The 14,509-nt window shown below is 72.1% G+C and carries 15 protein-coding genes and 1 tRNA gene; 12 read left to right on the forward strand and 4 right to left on the reverse strand.

All coding sequences use genetic code 11. The features are described 5' to 3' along the window. The first annotated feature begins 134 nt into the window (after positions 1 to 134). The 7 genes from AQI94_RS01660 to AQI94_RS01690 all read left to right on the forward strand — a co-directional run bounded on the left by AQI94_RS01660 (position 135) and on the right by AQI94_RS01690 (position 4,605). A complete protein-coding gene (locus tag AQI94_RS01660; RefSeq protein WP_031051704.1) occupies positions 135 to 797 on the forward strand; it encodes a hypothetical protein in 663 nt (220 codons plus the stop codon). Positions 798 to 911: 114 nt separating this feature from the next. Next, positions 912 to 1,193, forward strand: a complete 282-nt coding sequence (locus AQI94_RS01665; protein ID WP_031051702.1) for a hypothetical protein — start codon at positions 912 to 914, stop codon at positions 1,191 to 1,193. A gap of 185 nt (positions 1,194 to 1,378) precedes the next feature. Continuing rightward, the gene (locus AQI94_RS01670; protein WP_031051700.1) at positions 1,379 to 1,879 is read left to right on the forward strand and encodes a DUF5949 family protein; all 501 of its coding nucleotides are present in this window, start codon (positions 1,379 to 1,381) and stop codon (positions 1,877 to 1,879) included. Between the two features lie 4 nt (positions 1,880 to 1,883). Then, the gene (locus tag AQI94_RS01675) at positions 1,884 to 2,489 is read left to right on the forward strand and encodes a vitamin K epoxide reductase family protein (protein WP_031051699.1); all 606 of its coding nucleotides are present in this window, start codon (positions 1,884 to 1,886) and stop codon (positions 2,487 to 2,489) included. A 124-nt stretch (positions 2,490 to 2,613) separates the two neighbouring features. Next, positions 2,614 to 3,129 (forward strand): hypothetical protein, encoded by a 516-nt coding sequence (locus AQI94_RS01680; RefSeq protein WP_062229542.1) that lies wholly within the window; start codon positions 2,614 to 2,616, stop codon positions 3,127 to 3,129. 146 nt (positions 3,130 to 3,275) lie between these two features. Next, entirely contained in the window at positions 3,276 to 3,755 is a 480-nt protein-coding gene (locus tag AQI94_RS01685) for a tyrosinase family oxidase copper chaperone (RefSeq protein WP_062229543.1), read from the forward strand. Further along, entirely contained in the window at positions 3,739 to 4,605 is an 867-nt protein-coding gene (locus AQI94_RS01690) for a tyrosinase family protein (protein WP_031051937.1), read from the forward strand. Before AQI94_RS01685 ends, AQI94_RS01690 begins: the two co-directional genes overlap by 17 nt. Before the next feature lie 85 nt (positions 4,606 to 4,690). Here AQI94_RS01690 and AQI94_RS01695 read toward each other — a convergent pair whose 3' ends face one another. The 4 genes from AQI94_RS01695 to AQI94_RS01710 form a co-directional block, all read right to left on the reverse strand. Next, positions 4,691 to 4,984, reverse strand: coding sequence for a chaplin (locus AQI94_RS01695; protein ID WP_031051935.1), 294 nt, complete (start codon positions 4,982 to 4,984; stop codon positions 4,691 to 4,693). A gap of 138 nt (positions 4,985 to 5,122) precedes the next feature. Then, a complete protein-coding gene (locus tag AQI94_RS01700) occupies positions 5,123 to 6,082 on the reverse strand; it encodes a D-2-hydroxyacid dehydrogenase family protein (protein WP_031051933.1) in 960 nt (319 codons plus the stop codon). Positions 6,083 to 6,451: 369 nt separating this feature from the next. Continuing rightward, complete coding sequence (locus tag AQI94_RS01705; protein WP_031051931.1) at positions 6,452 to 6,901, reverse strand: hypothetical protein; 450 nt, start codon at positions 6,899 to 6,901, stop codon at positions 6,452 to 6,454. Between the two features lie 361 nt (positions 6,902 to 7,262). Beyond that, positions 7,263 to 7,335: transfer RNA gene (locus AQI94_RS01710), tRNA-Arg, on the reverse strand. A gap of 322 nt (positions 7,336 to 7,657) precedes the next feature. On the opposite strand from AQI94_RS01710, the gene AQI94_RS01715 reads away from it, so the two are divergent. The 5 genes from AQI94_RS01715 to AQI94_RS01735 all read left to right on the forward strand — a co-directional run bounded on the left by AQI94_RS01715 (position 7,658) and on the right by AQI94_RS01735 (position 13,955). Beyond that, positions 7,658 to 9,265: a dynamin family protein gene (locus AQI94_RS01715; RefSeq protein WP_062229544.1), complete on the forward strand. Its 1,608-nt coding sequence runs from the start codon at positions 7,658 to 7,660 to the stop codon at positions 9,263 to 9,265. A gap of 3 nt (positions 9,266 to 9,268) precedes the next feature. After that, positions 9,269 to 11,203: a YfjP family GTPase gene (locus tag AQI94_RS01720; protein WP_062229545.1), complete on the forward strand. Its 1,935-nt coding sequence runs from the start codon at positions 9,269 to 9,271 to the stop codon at positions 11,201 to 11,203. A 198-nt stretch (positions 11,204 to 11,401) separates the two neighbouring features. Further along, positions 11,402 to 11,863 (forward strand): single-stranded DNA-binding protein, encoded by a 462-nt coding sequence (locus tag AQI94_RS01725; RefSeq protein WP_031049847.1) that lies wholly within the window; start codon positions 11,402 to 11,404, stop codon positions 11,861 to 11,863. A gap of 294 nt (positions 11,864 to 12,157) precedes the next feature. Then, entirely contained in the window at positions 12,158 to 13,570 is a 1,413-nt protein-coding gene (locus AQI94_RS01730) for a TQXA domain-containing protein (RefSeq protein WP_031049844.1), read from the forward strand. A gap of 31 nt (positions 13,571 to 13,601) precedes the next feature. Next, positions 13,602 to 13,955, forward strand: a complete 354-nt coding sequence (locus AQI94_RS01735; RefSeq protein ID WP_031049841.1) for a hypothetical protein — start codon at positions 13,602 to 13,604, stop codon at positions 13,953 to 13,955. The last annotated feature ends 554 nt before the right edge of the window (positions 13,956 to 14,509 follow it).

Consider the following 14,509-nt stretch of genomic DNA (forward strand, 5'->3'; position numbering starts at 1 on the left):
CCGGCCGCCCTCCCGTGTTCCTGCGCGGGAGAGCGGCCGGTCTGCGCTGCCCCCGAACGGGGGCGACGGGTTGCGAGGTGCGGCGGGTGAATTCACGGTGAGCACAGATCCGATGCTCATCGAAAGGAACACCCATGCGTGGTCTGCCCGCACGGCGTATCGCGTCCACCGCACTGTGCGCCGCCCTCCTGGCCGGCGCGGCCGGTCCGTCCGCCGTCGCCGCCGACTCGGCCCGGGATCACACCCACGCGGCGTCCCGTGCGCCCCTGCCCGACGCGGACACGCTCCTCGCCCAGGTCAAGAGTCTGGGTGACCTCGGCGGCGTACTCACCCCGGTCACCGATCTGCTCAACGCCGTCCTCAAGGCCGACGACGGCCGGCTCTCCGCCGACGAGGCGACCAAGCTGGGCACCGCGGTGAAGGACGCCATCGCCAAGGCCACCTCGGCAACCCCGACGACCCCGGTCACGCCGACGACTCCCGTGACGCCGACGACCCCTGCCCTCCCGACCGCCCCCGCGCCGGCCACTACGCTGCCCGCGCCCACGAGAAGCGGTGGCGCCACCGAGGCGGCCCCCGCCGATGTCATCGGCGACGCGCTGGCCGCGCTGCAGAAGGCGATCGACGAGCTGATCAAGGCGGTGACCTCGGGTGACCCCGCTCAGGTGGCCACGGCGGTGACCAACTCGTTGGCGAGTCTCGTCAACACCGTGGCCGCGACTCTGCTGGGCGGCAAGCTGCCCGCACCGAGCCTGCCCGGCCCGCCGAGCCTGCCGACAGCGGGCCTGTCGAGCTAGTCGGCGGGATTTCATATGAGGACTCACAGGAAGGGTTTCCGCTCAGGTCGCAACTCGTTGGACACGGCGTCAGAATTTCCTCTGGCGACATGAGTTGCCGAAGAAAGGAACACGATGAAGTCCCTGAAGGCCGCTGCTGTCGTTGCCGGTTCCCTGGTCCTCGCCGGTGCCGCAGCGCCCGCGTTCGCCTACAACAGCGCCGACCTCACGCCCACCAGCCTGAACGGCGCCGTGAACGCGCTCACCAGGGGTCCCATCGACGTGATGCCCCTGCAGCACCAGTCGGACGCGCTCGACACCGAGAACAAGGACTCCGTGCTCAACACCGTGAAGGGCGCGACCCGGGACCTGAACCGCGACGGCGGAATTGTCGGCGCTCTTCCCATGGGCGGCTGAATCCGCATTTCCCGAACCGGAGACATCCGGGAAAAGGGCCGATTCCGTGGTGGCCGTCCAGGGCCATGGAATCGGCCCTTCGCTGTTCGAGCCCGTCCCTCGTTCGTGTGGACGCGCCGCGGCCCGTCGCCCGCTCGGGTGAGAACGCGTCAGGCGGCCGTCCGGAGCGTCGATATGGTCGCCCGGTGACCTCAACCTCAAGCGAAACCCGGCCCTTGCGCTCCGCCGACCTGGGCACCGTCGTCGTACTGCCCTGGAGCGGGGAGAACGCCGACGGCGTCGACATCCCCCACCTCCTGGTCTGCTCCCTCGGGAACGCCGAGGGCGGTCCGCAGGCGGCGTCCGCCGCGGTCGAGCGGCTGCTGACGGACAACGGCCTGCCGGTCGGCAGGGAGCTGGTCGACGGCATCGCACGGCCCAGTCTCCCGGTCGGGCTGCTCGTCGTCGCGGGCCAGGCCGTCCTCACCATGCCGCGGCTCAGCGTCCAGTGCACCGTGCCCCCGGAGTGGCTGGCGGCCGTCGAGGCCCGCGGCTTCGCCTACCTGATCTTCACCACCCGCGCCTGGACCGAGGCCGAACCGGGCGCGACCGTCGACCCGGAGGCGCTCGCCGAGTTCGTCAACGCCGACGAGACCCTGGACGCCGCCGCGCACATCGTGCTGCCGGCCCGCAGCCTGCGCGCCTGACGCCGTGGCCGCCCCGGGGCAGCACCCGCGAGAACCCGCGGGCGCGGGGCGCGCCCTCGCCCTCCTGCTGGTGGTCACGGGGGCGGCCGGGCTGCTGGCCTCCTGGGTGATCACGCTCGACAAGTTCAAGCTGCTCAAGGACCCGGACTTCACCCCCGGCTGCAGCCTCAACCCGGTGGTGTCCTGCGGCAGCGTCATGAAGAGCGACCAGGCCTCGGCCTTCGGATTCCCCAACCCGATGCTGGGCCTGGTCGCCTACGGCATCGTGATCTGCGTCGGCATGAGCCTGCTCGCCGGCGCCCGCTTCCCCCGCTGGTACTGGCTGCTCTTCGGTGCCGGCTGCCTGTTCGGCGTCGGGTTCGTGTCGTGGCTGCAGTTCCAGTCGCTGTACCGGATCAACGCGCTGTGCCTGTGGTGCTGTCTGGCGTGGGTCGCCACGATCCTGCTGTTCTGGTACGTCCTCTCGCACCTCGTACGCCACCGGTTCCTGCCCGCGCCGGCCCCGGTGAGGGCGTTCCTCGGCGAGTTCGCCTGGGTGCCCCCGGTGCTGCACACCGGGATCGTCGGGATGCTGGTCCTGACCCGCTGGTGGGACTTCTGGACCGGCTGACCTGCCGTTGTCGGCTCGTCGTACTACTACGGCAGCCGGGGGATTCTTGCGCTGGTGACGGCCCCAGGATCGTTACGCGGTAAGGACGTTGAGCCCCCGAACCCTGAAAGGGACCGCACCTGCCATGAAGTCGACCACCCGAAGGACCCTTGCCGCCGTCGTCACGGGCGTCGCGGCCGCCGTGGGTGCCGCCGCCGCGCCCGCCGCCGCGGTCGGCACGGTCCCCGTCCCGGTGCCCCTGGAAGGCGCCGAGAAGGCCCTCAACATGGAGCTGCCCAGCCTGAGCGGCGAGATCCCGCTGCCGAAGCCCGGAAAGCCGGACGGACCGCAGTTCGTCGCGGGCCGGCTCCTCCCGGCGCGGACCGTCCCCCAGCTGCCGGTCACCGGCGGCCTGCCCGGCGCGGGCCTGCGCGCGCCCGTGCCCCACGTCCTCGGGACGGACTTCGACCACGTCGGTGCCGACGTGCCCGCCTCCGACCTGCGCACCCTGTCGCCCGGCCTGAGCGTGGACGCCCCGCTGACCCGGCCCAACCCCGACCACCTCGGCCTGCCGGACACGAAGCTCCCGCAGGCGGGCATCCTCGCCCCGGTCCTCCAGACGGTGCCCGGCGCGAACCTGGGCATGGGGCCGGGCCTGTAGGACCCGCGCCGCGGGACCGCGCCGACGCGGCGAGCTCGGCACGAGGGCCACCGCCTCTCCGTGGGACCGTCCGGACCGCGGGAGTGACCACGGGGGCCCTCGGGCGGTTACGGCTGTGTACATCGCAACCGGACGAGGAGTGCACGATGGTCGTCAGCGTCGGTGGGGGAGTGGCGAGCGCCGAAACAGGGGCGGTGAGACCCGGGCCGGTGCGCACCGCGCGGCGGGACGCGCTGCGCGGGCTGCTCGTCGCGGCCGTGGCCATGGCGCTGGCCCCCGTCGTCGCGGCCTCCCGGCCGGCGCACCGGGCCGCGCGACCGGCGGACCCGGCCTTCGAGTTCGACGAGACCTATCGCGGACGGCGTCTGCGCGGCTCGCGGATGATCGCCGCCGGGCACTCCGCCGGCGCCGCCCCGTGGCACGTCACCGTGGACGGCCGACCGCTGCACCTCATGCGCCGCGCCGACGGCGGCTGGCTGAGCATGGTCGACCACTACCGCTCGTACCCGACCCCCCTGGCGGCGGCCCGCGCGGCCGTCGACGAACTGGGGCCGGGACAGCGGCTGCGCGAGACCACCACGGCCGATCAGACGCACATGGGGGGACACCATGGTGTACACGCGTAAGGACGTCAGCACCCTGACCGCCGCCGAGAAGCGGCGGTTCGTGAAGGCGATGCTGGAGCTCAAACAGCGCGGCGAGTACGACGAGTTCGTGCGCACGCACATCCAGTACTACGTCTCCGACGGCGAGGACGGGCTGCGGACGGCCCACATGGCCCCCTCCTTCCTGCCCTGGCACCGCCGCTTCCTGCTGGACCTGGAGCGGGCGCTGCGCCGGGTGGACTCCTCGGTGACGGTGCCGTACTGGGACTGGACCCGGGACCGTACGACCACGTCCGCGCCCTGGACGAAGGACCTGCTCGGCGGCAACGGCCGGCGCTCGGACCGCCAGGTGATGACCGGGCCGTTCGCCTACGCGAGCGGCAACTGGACCCTCACGGAGGGCGTCACCGACGGGGAGTTCCTCACCCGGGATCTCGGGCGCGCCGCCGCTCCCCTCGCGCTGCCGACCAGGAGCGAGCTGGAGGGGGCGCTCGCCGACCCCGTCTACGACGTCTCGCCCTGGAACTCGACGGTGACCAAGGGCTTCCGCAACAAGCTGGAGGGGTGGGGGAGCGGCCGGGGCAGTGCCGCCTGGCGCAACCACAACCGGGTGCACCGCTGGGTCGGCGGTGCCATGGTCGGCGGCGCCTCCGTCAACGACCCCGTCTTCTGGATGCACCACGCCTTCATCGACCTGTGCTGGTACCGCTGGCAGCGGCGGCACGGCGGCGCCCGCTACCAGCCCGCCAGGCCGCCCGGTCCGGCCAGCGACCAGTACGAGCGGGTCGTGGCCCGCCACGAGAAGCTGCCGCCCTGGGACGTGACGCCGGATCAGCTGGAGGACGTCAGCCGGATCTATCGGTACGCCTGAGACCCGCGGGCGGTTCGCGGACGGCGGACCGGACAGGCAAGAGCCCCGGCGCTCGAGGTGCCGGGGCTCTTGTGCGTACGGACGATCAGCCGCCGTAGCCGCCGTGTCCACCCGGGCCCGGGTGGCCCTTGTGGCCGTCGCTGATGTTGGCGCAGCTGTTGCCGAAGGCCGGGTTCAGCAGACCGATCACGTTGACGGTGTTCCCGCACACGTTGACCGGGATGTGGATCGGGACCTGGACGACGTTGCCGGACAGGACGCCGGGCGAGCCGACGGCGGTGCCGTCGGCACCCGCGTCCGCCAGGGCCAGGCCGGCGCCACCGATGACCACGGCACCGGTGCCGAGGGCGACACCAGCTGCCTTCGCGATGCGAGACATCACGTACTCCTTCTGATCGGTAAGTGCGGCGGCAGGACGAGCCGTCGCACTTACCCTTCAACGCGAAGGTTCACTCCTGGTAACGGCGTTCATGTGCGGATCACCCTTGTTGAAGCGGAGGGTCGGATACCGCACGTCTCAGGGAAGCCGTCGTACGGGCGCGCCCGCCAGGTAGGCCTGGATGTTCTCGACGGCCTGGCCGTAGTAGGTCGCGTAGTTGGCCCGCGAGACATAGCCGAGGTGAGGGGTGGCGAGCAGCCGCGGTGCCGTGCGCATGGGGTGGTCGGCGGGGAGGGGCTCGGTGTCGAAGACGTCGACGCCCGCTCCGGCGATCCGGCCCTCGTGCAGGGCGGCGAGGAGCGCGTCCTGGTCGACGATCGCCGCGCGCGAGGTGTTGACCAGATAGGCGGTGGGCTTGAGGAGGGCGAATTCGGCGGGGCCGAGCAGGCCTCGGGTGCGGTCGCCGAGGGCGAGGTGGACGGAGACGAAGTCGCTTTCCGCCAGCAGCTCTTCCCTGGACGCGGCCAGGTGCACGCCCACCTCGTCGGCGCGCTCCTGGGTGAGGTTCTGGCTCCAGGCGCTCACGTGCATCCCGAAGGCGAGCCCCACCTGCGCCACCCGGCCGCCGATCTTCCCGAGGCCGAGCAGCCCGAGCCGGCGGCCGTGCAGGTCGGCGCCGACGGTGGACTGCCAGGGCCCCTTCTGGCGGAGGGCGTTGCTCTCCTCGACGATCCCGCGGGCCAGGCCCAGCAGCAGCGCCCAGGTCAGCTCGACGGGCGGGGTCGACGAACTCGCCGTACCGCAGACGGTGACGCCGTGCGCCTCGGCGGCCGCGTAGTCGATGACGGAGTTGCGCATGCCGGAGGCGATGAGCAGCTTGAGCCGGGGCAGCCGGGCGATGAGGGACGCCGGGAAGGGGACCCGCTCGCGCAGGGTGACCACGATGTCGGCGTCGGCGAGGGCGGCGGCCAGGGCGTCCTCGTCGGCGAAGTGGTCGGCGTAGGAGACGACGTCGACCCGGTCCGCGAGCGGTGACCAGTCGGCGAGCTCGGTCGCCGCCCGCTGGAAGTCGTCGAGCACGGCACAGCGCAGACGCATGTCGGTCCTTCCCCGCTTGATCAGGCCAGGATGCTCAGGATGATCGACTCTACGCCGCCGCACTGTCAGTAGTGGTCGCGCACGATAGTCGGACACGGTTCACCCTGCTCTTCCTCACCGAGGACGGCAGCGCGCTCGCGGCCTGCGCTAGCTGGCCGCTGCCGCTGGGCGCCAGGACGCCATCGCTTTAGGGGTGAGGCAGGGTGACTCGCAGCGTGACCTGCGGGTTCACCGCCTTGAGTGCAGTCCGGTGGCACGCGTCTCGGTGCACCCCGATTCCCCGTGACTCTCCGCCCGTTGTGGCATGGATCTGGCGCGACCGCTCTTCGTCCGGGAGCGCACGCGGGGCGCGAGCGTTTTGTCGCCCTGTCACCGCGGGTCGACACCCCATATCTTGATGGGCTCATACGCCCCATCGCGGAAGTGGAAGACAGTCACTTCGGTGTCGGATATGTGGCGGAAGTGGCCCCCATAGCCGGGCTGCGCGATGTGCGGGGCGAGTAGGTCCAACAGGCCCCGGAGGTAAAGCATGGAGTCGTCGACCCAGTGGTTGCGTGCGAAAAGTTCCCACTCGTACCTCTCCCCGGAACTCGTGAACTCCTGCACCTCGCGACGCAGGGACACGACGTCTCCCCCGGGCACCCGGCGGTTGGCGTAGTTGTCGGGGACGAGCAGGGGGTACAGATACTCGTCTTGGTCGTCGAGACCTTCGGGGAACTCGGCGACCATGCCCAAGTGCCACCGCAAGGCGGTCATGACCCATTCGGGGGTGTCGTCGCGCAAGTAGCAGGAAAAGACGACCTCATAGCGCTCACTCATGGACGGCATTGTGTACGGCAGGACTGACACCGCCACGACGGTGGTGCTTCCACATGCTCGCCGGCAACAGCGTCCCCGTGCTGCTCGCCACCTACGCCCGGTGCGTCAACGGGCAACTGCCGGACCTGAAGAAGTGACTTGAAGCCGCCGGAGGCCTCCCCGAGCCGCCCGGCCCTGGTTGATCTTCGGCCAAAGAACTTCGACACGCATTCGACACGGCCACCCGCAAAAACCCGGTGAGAGCCGGACAGTCCCGGAGCTCTCCCTTGATCGTCAGGGGGAGGGGCCGGGGCTTCGTCGTGCCGAGCGATACCCGCTCTGAACAGCAAAAACGCTCTCCCGAAGGAGAGCGAGGAAAGAGCGCCCCCGGCAGGACTCGAACCTGCGGCCAAGCGCTTAGAAGGCGCCTGCTCTATCCACTGAGCTACGGGGGCCGGGTGTGGTGGCCTCTGTCTTGGGTGCCCGGGTGTGGGCCGTTCCGTGACGTTGCCGGGGACAAGGATAGGGCTCCCACGACCTTGTCCCTGTTGCTTCGCCTCCGTGGCTCGATGTGGAGGTTCAGTGAAGCGGTCCTGATAATCGCAGGCAGGTACGAATCGTGCATCGCTTTTGGCGCCTCGCGCACCGGGTGTTGTGCACTCGTTATGCCTGGACTGTGCCTCCGTCCCAGTCATCCCTTCCGTCCCTTACGTCCTGTCGGCGCGCAGACATGCTCATATGCTTCAGAATTCCCCTAAAATTGGGCATTCTTCACATGTGGTGACCTTGGACGTACGGCCTCAGCTGCTCGACGCACTTTCCGCCCTGCGCGACCGTGTCGCCGCCGCACGCTTCCCGCTGCCCCTGGCGGGGGCCCCACGCGCGCGTGCCAACCGCGACGAACTGCTCGCCCAGCTCGACGACTATCTGGTGCCCCGGTTGAGGGACCCCGAAGCGCCGCTGCTGGCCGTGGTGGGCGGTTCCACCGGGGCCGGCAAGTCGACCCTCGTCAACTCCCTTGTGGGGCGGCGGGTGAGCGAGGCGGGCGTGCTGCGGCCGACCACCCGGACGCCGGTGCTGGTCTGCCATCCGGAGGACCATCACTGGTTCAGCGGAATGCGCGTACTGCCCGACCTCACGCGCGTGTGGGTGCCCCACCACGATCCGGGCGACGACGTCCTGCTCCCCGGCGAGAACCCCGCGCGCGTGCTGCGCGTCGAGACCGCCGACACCGTCCCGCGGGGCCTCGCGCTCCTGGACGCGCCCGACGTCGACTCCCTGGTCGCCGACAACCGCACGCTCGCCGCCGAACTGATCTGCGCCGCCGATGTCTGGATCATGGTGACCACGGCCGCCCGCTACGCCGACGCCGTCCCCTGGCATCTCCTGCGCACCGCCAAGGAGTACGACGCCACGCTCGTGACCGTCCTCGACCGGGTGCCGCACCAGGTCGTCTCCGAGGTCTCGCGCCAGTACGGCGCCCTGCTCACCAAGGCGGGCCTCGGCGACGTGCCCCGGTTCACGGTGCCGGAGCTGCCCGAATCGGCCTGGGGCGGGGGGCTGTTGCCGGCCACCGCCGTGGCGTCGCTGCGGACCTGGCTCGTCCATCAGGTGCAGGACCCCGCGGCCCGGCAGCACGCCGTCGCCCGTACGGCCCACGGCGTCCTCGCCTCCCTCAAGTCCCGGATGCCCGAACTGGCCGGCGCGGCCGCCGCCCAGTACGCGGCCGCGCTGCGGCTCACCACCGCCGTCGAAGGGGCGTACGACAGCGAGTACGCGCGCGTGCGGGGGCGGCTCCAGGCCGGCGCCGTGCTCGCCGGTGACGCCCTCAAGCGCTGGCGGGCCTTCCCCCTCGACTGCACCGCCGCGGAGCTCCTGGACGCCCTGGTGGAGAGCCTGGCAGCCCTCCTGCTGTGCGCGGTCACCGCGGCCGACGAGCGCGTCGACGAGGCCTGGCGGCGCGAACCGGCCGCGGCCGCACCGGAACTGACGAACCGCGATCCGACCGCGGAGAGCGCCGAACACCGGATCGGGATGGCCGTACGGCGCTGGCGGCGGGAGCTGGAGGAGTACGCCGAGGAGGAGATCCGCGACCTCGACCGCGGGGTCGCGCCCGACCCGGAGACGGTCGCCGCCCTGGTCGCCACCGCGCTGCTGGGCGGACGCCGGGCGCGGGTCGCCGGTGAGGGGCTCGCCGAGCGGATTGGCGCCCACGGTGCCCTGCGGCTGCGCGACCGGGGCGGGCGGCTGCTCGCCGAGCACCTCGACCGGGTCGTGCACACCGAACGCGAGCGCCGGCTCGCCCCGCTCGACGCACTCGACGTACACCCCGAACCCCAGGCCGAACTCATCGCCGCGCTGTCCGTACTGCAGAAGGAGAGGTGACCGATGACCGCCGTCACGGATCAGGACCACACGGACCAGGCGGGGGACGCCGGATCGGAGAACCGGGAGGGGCCGGTCGAGGAACCCGTGGGGGGCGACGCGGACAGGGGCGGGAAGGACGGGCACACGCGTGTGGAGAGCGCCAAGGGCGGTCCCGCGCGGGCGGAGGCCGGGCCGGGGCGCGCGCGGGAGGAGGCCGGACCCGCCCGCGGAGAGACCGTGGAGACCGCCGAGGGGCCGGCCGACGCCGACTCCGCGGGCGGCTGGGACGACGGGCTCATCGCGCGCCGGGTCACCGCCGAGACCGAGCAGGCCGCCGCCGTGGAGGTCCGCGGGCCCAACGCCCCGCCCGCGGCCCCGCTCGCCTACGACGCCCCCCTGCACTCCCGTCTGGACGCCCTGCGGGAACTCGTAGGGCTCTCGCGGGCCCGGCTCGACAGCCGGACGCTCGCCGAGGCCGGGCAGGTCCTGGACGAGGCGGCCGCCCGGCGCAGGCTCTCCGGGCAGCACACCGTCGTCGCCATCGCCGGGGCCACGGGCAGCGGGAAGTCGCAGCTGTTCAACGCGCTCGCCGGAGTGGCGATCTCGGAGACCGGGGTGCGCCGGCCCACCACGGCCGCGCCGATCGCGTGCAGTTGGAGCGACGGGTCGGCGAGTCTCATCGAACGGCTCGGCATCCCGCCCCGGTTGCGGCGGCGCCCGCTGCAGAGTGCCGAGTCGGAGGCCCAGTTGCGCGGGCTCGTTCTGGTCGACCTGCCGGACCACGACTCTGCGGCCGTCCAGCACCGCGAGCACGTGGACCGGATCCTGGCGCTCGTCGACGCCGTCATCTGGGTCGTCGACCCCGAGAAGTACGCCGACGCGATGCTGCACGAGCGCTATCTGCGTCCCATGGCGGGCCACGCGGAGGTCATGTTCGTCGTCCTCAACCAGATCGACCGGCTGCCCGGAGAGGCCGCCGAGCAGGTCCTCGACGATCTGCGGCGGCTGCTGGACGAGGACGGGATCGCCCTCGGCGAGTACGGCGAACCGGGCGCGACCGTGCTCGCGCTGTCGGCGCTCACCGGGGACGGCATCGGCGAACTGCGGGAGGCGCTCGGTCAGTTCGTGGCGGAGCGCGGGGCTCCGGCGCGGCGGATCGCGGCCGACGTGGACGCGGCGGCCTGGCGGCTGCGGCCCGTCTACGCGACGGGCCGGCGCACCGGGCTGAGCGAGGAGGCGCGCGACGACTTCGCCGCCCGGCTCGCGGACGCGGTGGGCGCCACCGCGGCGGGCGAGGCGGCCGAACGCGCCTGGCTGCGCAACGCCAACCGCGCCTGCGGCACGCCGTGGCTGCGGCTGTGGCGCTGGTACCAGGACCGGCGCGAACCTCCCACCGGGCGGCTGCCGTTGCGTGCCCACCCCGAAGAGGAGGCGACCGCGCGGCAGCGTGTCGAGCAGGCCGTACGGACGCTCGCCGACCGGGCCTCGGCGGGACTGCCCGCGCCGTGGGCGCAGGCGGTGCGCGAGGCGGCCGTACGGGGCTCCCAGGGGCTGCCGGAGGCGCTGGACGAGCTGACGGCCCGGGCCGGGCTGCCACCGGGCCGTCCGCCGCGCCCGGGCTGGTGGCCGGCGGCCGTGCTGGCACAGGCGTCCATGACGCTCCTTCAAATCGTCGGCGGGCTATGGCTGGTGGGCCAGATCGTGGGGGTCATGGCACCGAACCTGGGGGTTCCGGTGCTGCTGATGGTGGCCGGCATCATCGGCGGCCCGCTCGTCGAGTGGAGCTGCCGGATGGCGGCACGCGGGCCCGCGCGACGGTACGGCGTGGAGGCGGAGCGTCGGCTGCGGGAGGCGGCGTCCGGGTGCGGGCGGGCGCGGGTGCTGGATCCGGTGGCGGCGGAGCTGCTGCGCTACCGGGAGGTCCGGGAGCAGTACAGCAGGGTCGTCGGAGTGTGACGGAGCGGTCCTGTGGGCCGGGTGCCCCGTTCGGGTGGCGGAGTTTTCCACAACCCGGGGACGGTCCACAGGGCGCAGCGGGCTCGGCCCGGCGGAGGCAGTCTGGCTTCGCGGCGATCGCGGTGACGCGGTCGGCACGCAGACAGCAGCAGCCGTACGGGACGGGCCCGTACGCATGTCCGAAAGGGGATCCCGGCGATGAACGAGACCATGATCTGCGCGGTGGGCAACGTGGCGACACAGCCGGTGTACCGGGAGTTGGCGACGGGCGCGTCGGTGCGGTTCCGGCTGGCGGCGACGGCGCGCTATCTGGACCGCGAGAAGAACGAGTGGACGGACGGGCACACCAACTTCTTCACGGTGTGGGCCAATCGCCAGCTCGCCACGAACGTGGCGGGGTCGATCAACGTGGGTGATCCGGTGGTCGTCCAGGGCCGGTTGAAGGTGCGTTCGGAGATGCGCGAGGGGCAGCCGGCCTGGACCTCGGCCGACATCGACGCGGTGGCGATCGGCCATGACCTCGCGCGCGGCACCTCGGCCTTCCGGCGCACCCAGCGACTGGAGAGCGGCGCCGCGGGGCCGTCCGCGCAGCCGGAGCCCGCCTGGGAGACACCGTCGGACGAGACCGCGGACCGGAAGGAGCCCGTCGCGGTGACATGACATGACGTGACGTCGGACGAGGACGCGGCGGATCCGACCCGGTTCCCTCCCTGCCCCAAGTGTGGCTTATCGGCTGATGCGTTACGGATGACTGCGATCGATTTGTCGATAAGCCATGCGGGTGGAAGGCCCTGGCGATAACGATTCCGAGTCGGATCGATCTTCCGACCGCATCCCCGGGAAGAGGGGGGCGGCCGCGTCCCTAGGATGCCGAACACAGCTCCCGGGGCTACTGATTCTGCTGGTGGGACCGCCAGCCCGCTCGACAACGGGTCCTGCTCGAAGGGGAATTCCGTGTTTTCTGCGTTCTCTGCGCTGTCCGTGCGCGGACGGGGGGCGGCTCGCCTCGCGGCCGTCACGTTCGTCTCCGGCCTGCTCGCCGCCGGTGCGACGGTGGCCGCCGCCGACACGGCGTCGGCGGACGAGGCGGCGCAGAACCAGAGAGGGGCGACCGCCACCATAGGGGGCCTGAAGACCTACGGTGACGCGGTCATACACGGGACCGACGGCGATCTCCAGGTGTCGGCGGGGCTGTTCGAGATGTCCGTCGAGGGCGGCGGAACGCTCCAGACGTACTGCGTCGACCTCTACAACCCGACGCAGAAGGACGCCAAGTACCACGAGACCGACTGGAGCGGCACCTCGCTCGGCGCCAACAAGGGTGCCGGCAAGATCCGTTGGATCCTGGAGAACTCCTATCCCCAGGTCAACGATCTCGCGGCGCTGGCCGCCAAGGCCGGTATCACCGCCGGACTGACCGAGCAGGACGCGGCGGCCGGCACCCAGGTGGCGATCTGGCGCTACTCGGACGCCGCCGACGTCGACGCCGCCGACCCGCAGGCCGAGAGGCTCGCGGACTACCTGGAGAAGAGCGCCCGTGACATCGCGGAGCCGGCGGCGTCGCTGACGCTCGACCCGCCCGCGGTCTCCGGCCACCCCGGTGAGCTGCTCGGCCCGGTGACGGTCCACACCAACGCGGGCGGCGTCACGGTCAGCCCGCCGGCGGACGCGGCCACGAGCGGGGTGCGGATCGTCGGCAAGGACGGCAGGCCGGTGACCTCCGCGAGCAACGGCAGCGAGCTCTACTTCGAGGTCCCCGAGGACGCGGCGGCGGGCTCGGCCGACCTCACCGTGCAGGCCTCGACCACCGTGCCGGTCGGCCGTGCGTTCGCCTCCGAGAGCCGGAGCCAGACCCAGATCCTCGCCGGCTCCAGCGAGTCGACGGTCTCGGCCACGGCGAGCGCGACCTGGGCGAAGGAGGGTGCCGTACCGGCCCTCTCCGCGGCGCGGAACTGCGCCGAGGGCGGCCTGGACATCAAGGCGGTCAACCAGGGCGACGAGGAGTTCGCGTTCGAGCTGATGGGCACGGAGTACGCCATCGCGGCGGGCGAGTCCCGCACGGTGACCGTCCCGCTCCAGGAGGACCAGGCGTACGACTTCACGATCACCGGCAACGACGGACTCGCCGAGCGCTTCACCGGCGTCCTCGACTGCCGCACCCGCAGCAGCGAGACGGGCGCCACGACCCAGACCCTGAGCGAGCCCAGCCCCGCCACGGTGGCCGTCCCCACCACCGACGTCAACCTCGCCGAGACGGGCGGCTCCGCCACCACCCCGCTGATCACCGGTACCGCCATCGCCCTGGTCGTGATCGGGGGCGCCGCCCTTGTTCTCACCGGCAGGAAGCAGAACCGGGCACAGGACTGACCGGGCGCGTCGGTGACGGCAGAATGACGTCATGACCAAGTCATCCGCATCGCCGGCGCGTCACCGCTCATCCGACTCGGTGCTGTCCCTGTGGTCCCAGGACTCGGTGCTGTCGATCGGCTCGGTGGGCTCGGTGCTGTCCATCGGTTCCGTGGGCTCGGCCCTCTCGGTCGGCTCGATCGGCAGCGCCCTGTCCGTGGGCTCGATCGGTTCGGCCCTGTCCCTGATCTCGGCGGGTTCATGGCTGAGCACCGGGTCCCTGCTGTCGGCGCAGTCGAAGTGGTCGGTGCTCTCGTGGCGCTCGTCCCAGGGGCTGATGCGGTCCGCGGGAGCGGTGGCCGTGGGCGCGGCCGTGCTGCTGGCGGTGCGCAGGGCGGCCGACTGAGCCGACGTGCCGGTCCGGGAGGTCGGCGTGGTCGCGGCTCTGGGCGGAGGCGTTGCGGTGGTGCTCCCCGGGCCGGAAGGGGTCGGCGTCGACCAGCTGGTCGTGAACACCGCTGATCTCGTCGTGCACGACCGGGTGGCGAGCTCGGGGTCCGTATGCCCGCCGTGAGGGGAGAGGCGAGTTGATCGTCACCGGTGGGCCGCGGCGCCGATCGGCAGGGCTGTGCGGATGCGGCGAGGTGCGGGCCTCGTCGAGGACCGGCGGCGTCCAGCGCTGAGGTGACCGGGTTGCGGCCGGGCGAGGCGCAGCGTGCGTACAGGGGGCCGGCCTCGGCTGCCGCCCCGAGTGTCCTCCGGTGCGGCGGCAGAGCGCTGCGCATCCGATGGGCCCACCCGGGCGGGCCCACGGCCGTACCGCCCTCGCTCGGTGACCAGGGGTTCCCGCACCGCGACCTCCGTCCGGTGCCGGAGACGCTGCGCAGTGCACACCATCCCGCGCGCGGCCTCCGGCTCGGCGGGCATGGCTTCGGTAAGTCGGAGGAGTGTGAGGGGGAG

Source organism: Streptomyces pseudovenezuelae, from assembly GCF_001513955.1.
Lineage (GTDB): Bacteria > Actinomycetota > Actinomycetes > Streptomycetales > Streptomycetaceae > Streptomyces > Streptomyces pseudovenezuelae.

What these genes read in the sequence shown, in the direction of transcription:
- AQI94_RS01660 (WP_031051704.1), top strand. Translation starts at nt 135, where the DNA reads ATGCGTGGTCTGCCCGCACGGCGTATCGCGTCCACCGCACTGTGCGCC.
- AQI94_RS01665 (WP_031051702.1), top strand. Translation starts at nt 912, where the DNA reads ATGAAGTCCCTGAAGGCCGCTGCTGTCGTTGCCGGTTCCCTGGTCCTC.
- AQI94_RS01680 (WP_062229542.1), top strand. Translation starts at nt 2,614, where the DNA reads ATGAAGTCGACCACCCGAAGGACCCTTGCCGCCGTCGTCACGGGCGTC.
- AQI94_RS01685 (WP_062229543.1), top strand. Translation starts at nt 3,276, where the DNA reads ATGGTCGTCAGCGTCGGTGGGGGAGTGGCGAGCGCCGAAACAGGGGCG.
- AQI94_RS01690 (WP_031051937.1), top strand. Translation starts at nt 3,739, where the DNA reads ATGGTGTACACGCGTAAGGACGTCAGCACCCTGACCGCCGCCGAGAAG.
- AQI94_RS01695 (WP_031051935.1), bottom strand. Translation starts at nt 4,984, where the DNA reads ATGTCTCGCATCGCGAAGGCAGCTGGTGTCGCCCTCGGCACCGGTGCC.
- AQI94_RS01700 (WP_031051933.1), bottom strand. Translation starts at nt 6,082, where the DNA reads ATGCGTCTGCGCTGTGCCGTGCTCGACGACTTCCAGCGGGCGGCGACC.
- AQI94_RS01705 (WP_031051931.1), bottom strand. Translation starts at nt 6,901, where the DNA reads ATGAGTGAGCGCTATGAGGTCGTCTTTTCCTGCTACTTGCGCGACGAC.
- AQI94_RS01720 (WP_062229545.1), top strand. Translation starts at nt 9,269, where the DNA reads ATGACCGCCGTCACGGATCAGGACCACACGGACCAGGCGGGGGACGCC.
- AQI94_RS01725 (WP_031049847.1), top strand. Translation starts at nt 11,402, where the DNA reads ATGAACGAGACCATGATCTGCGCGGTGGGCAACGTGGCGACACAGCCG.
- AQI94_RS01735 (WP_031049841.1), top strand. Translation starts at nt 13,602, where the DNA reads ATGACCAAGTCATCCGCATCGCCGGCGCGTCACCGCTCATCCGACTCG.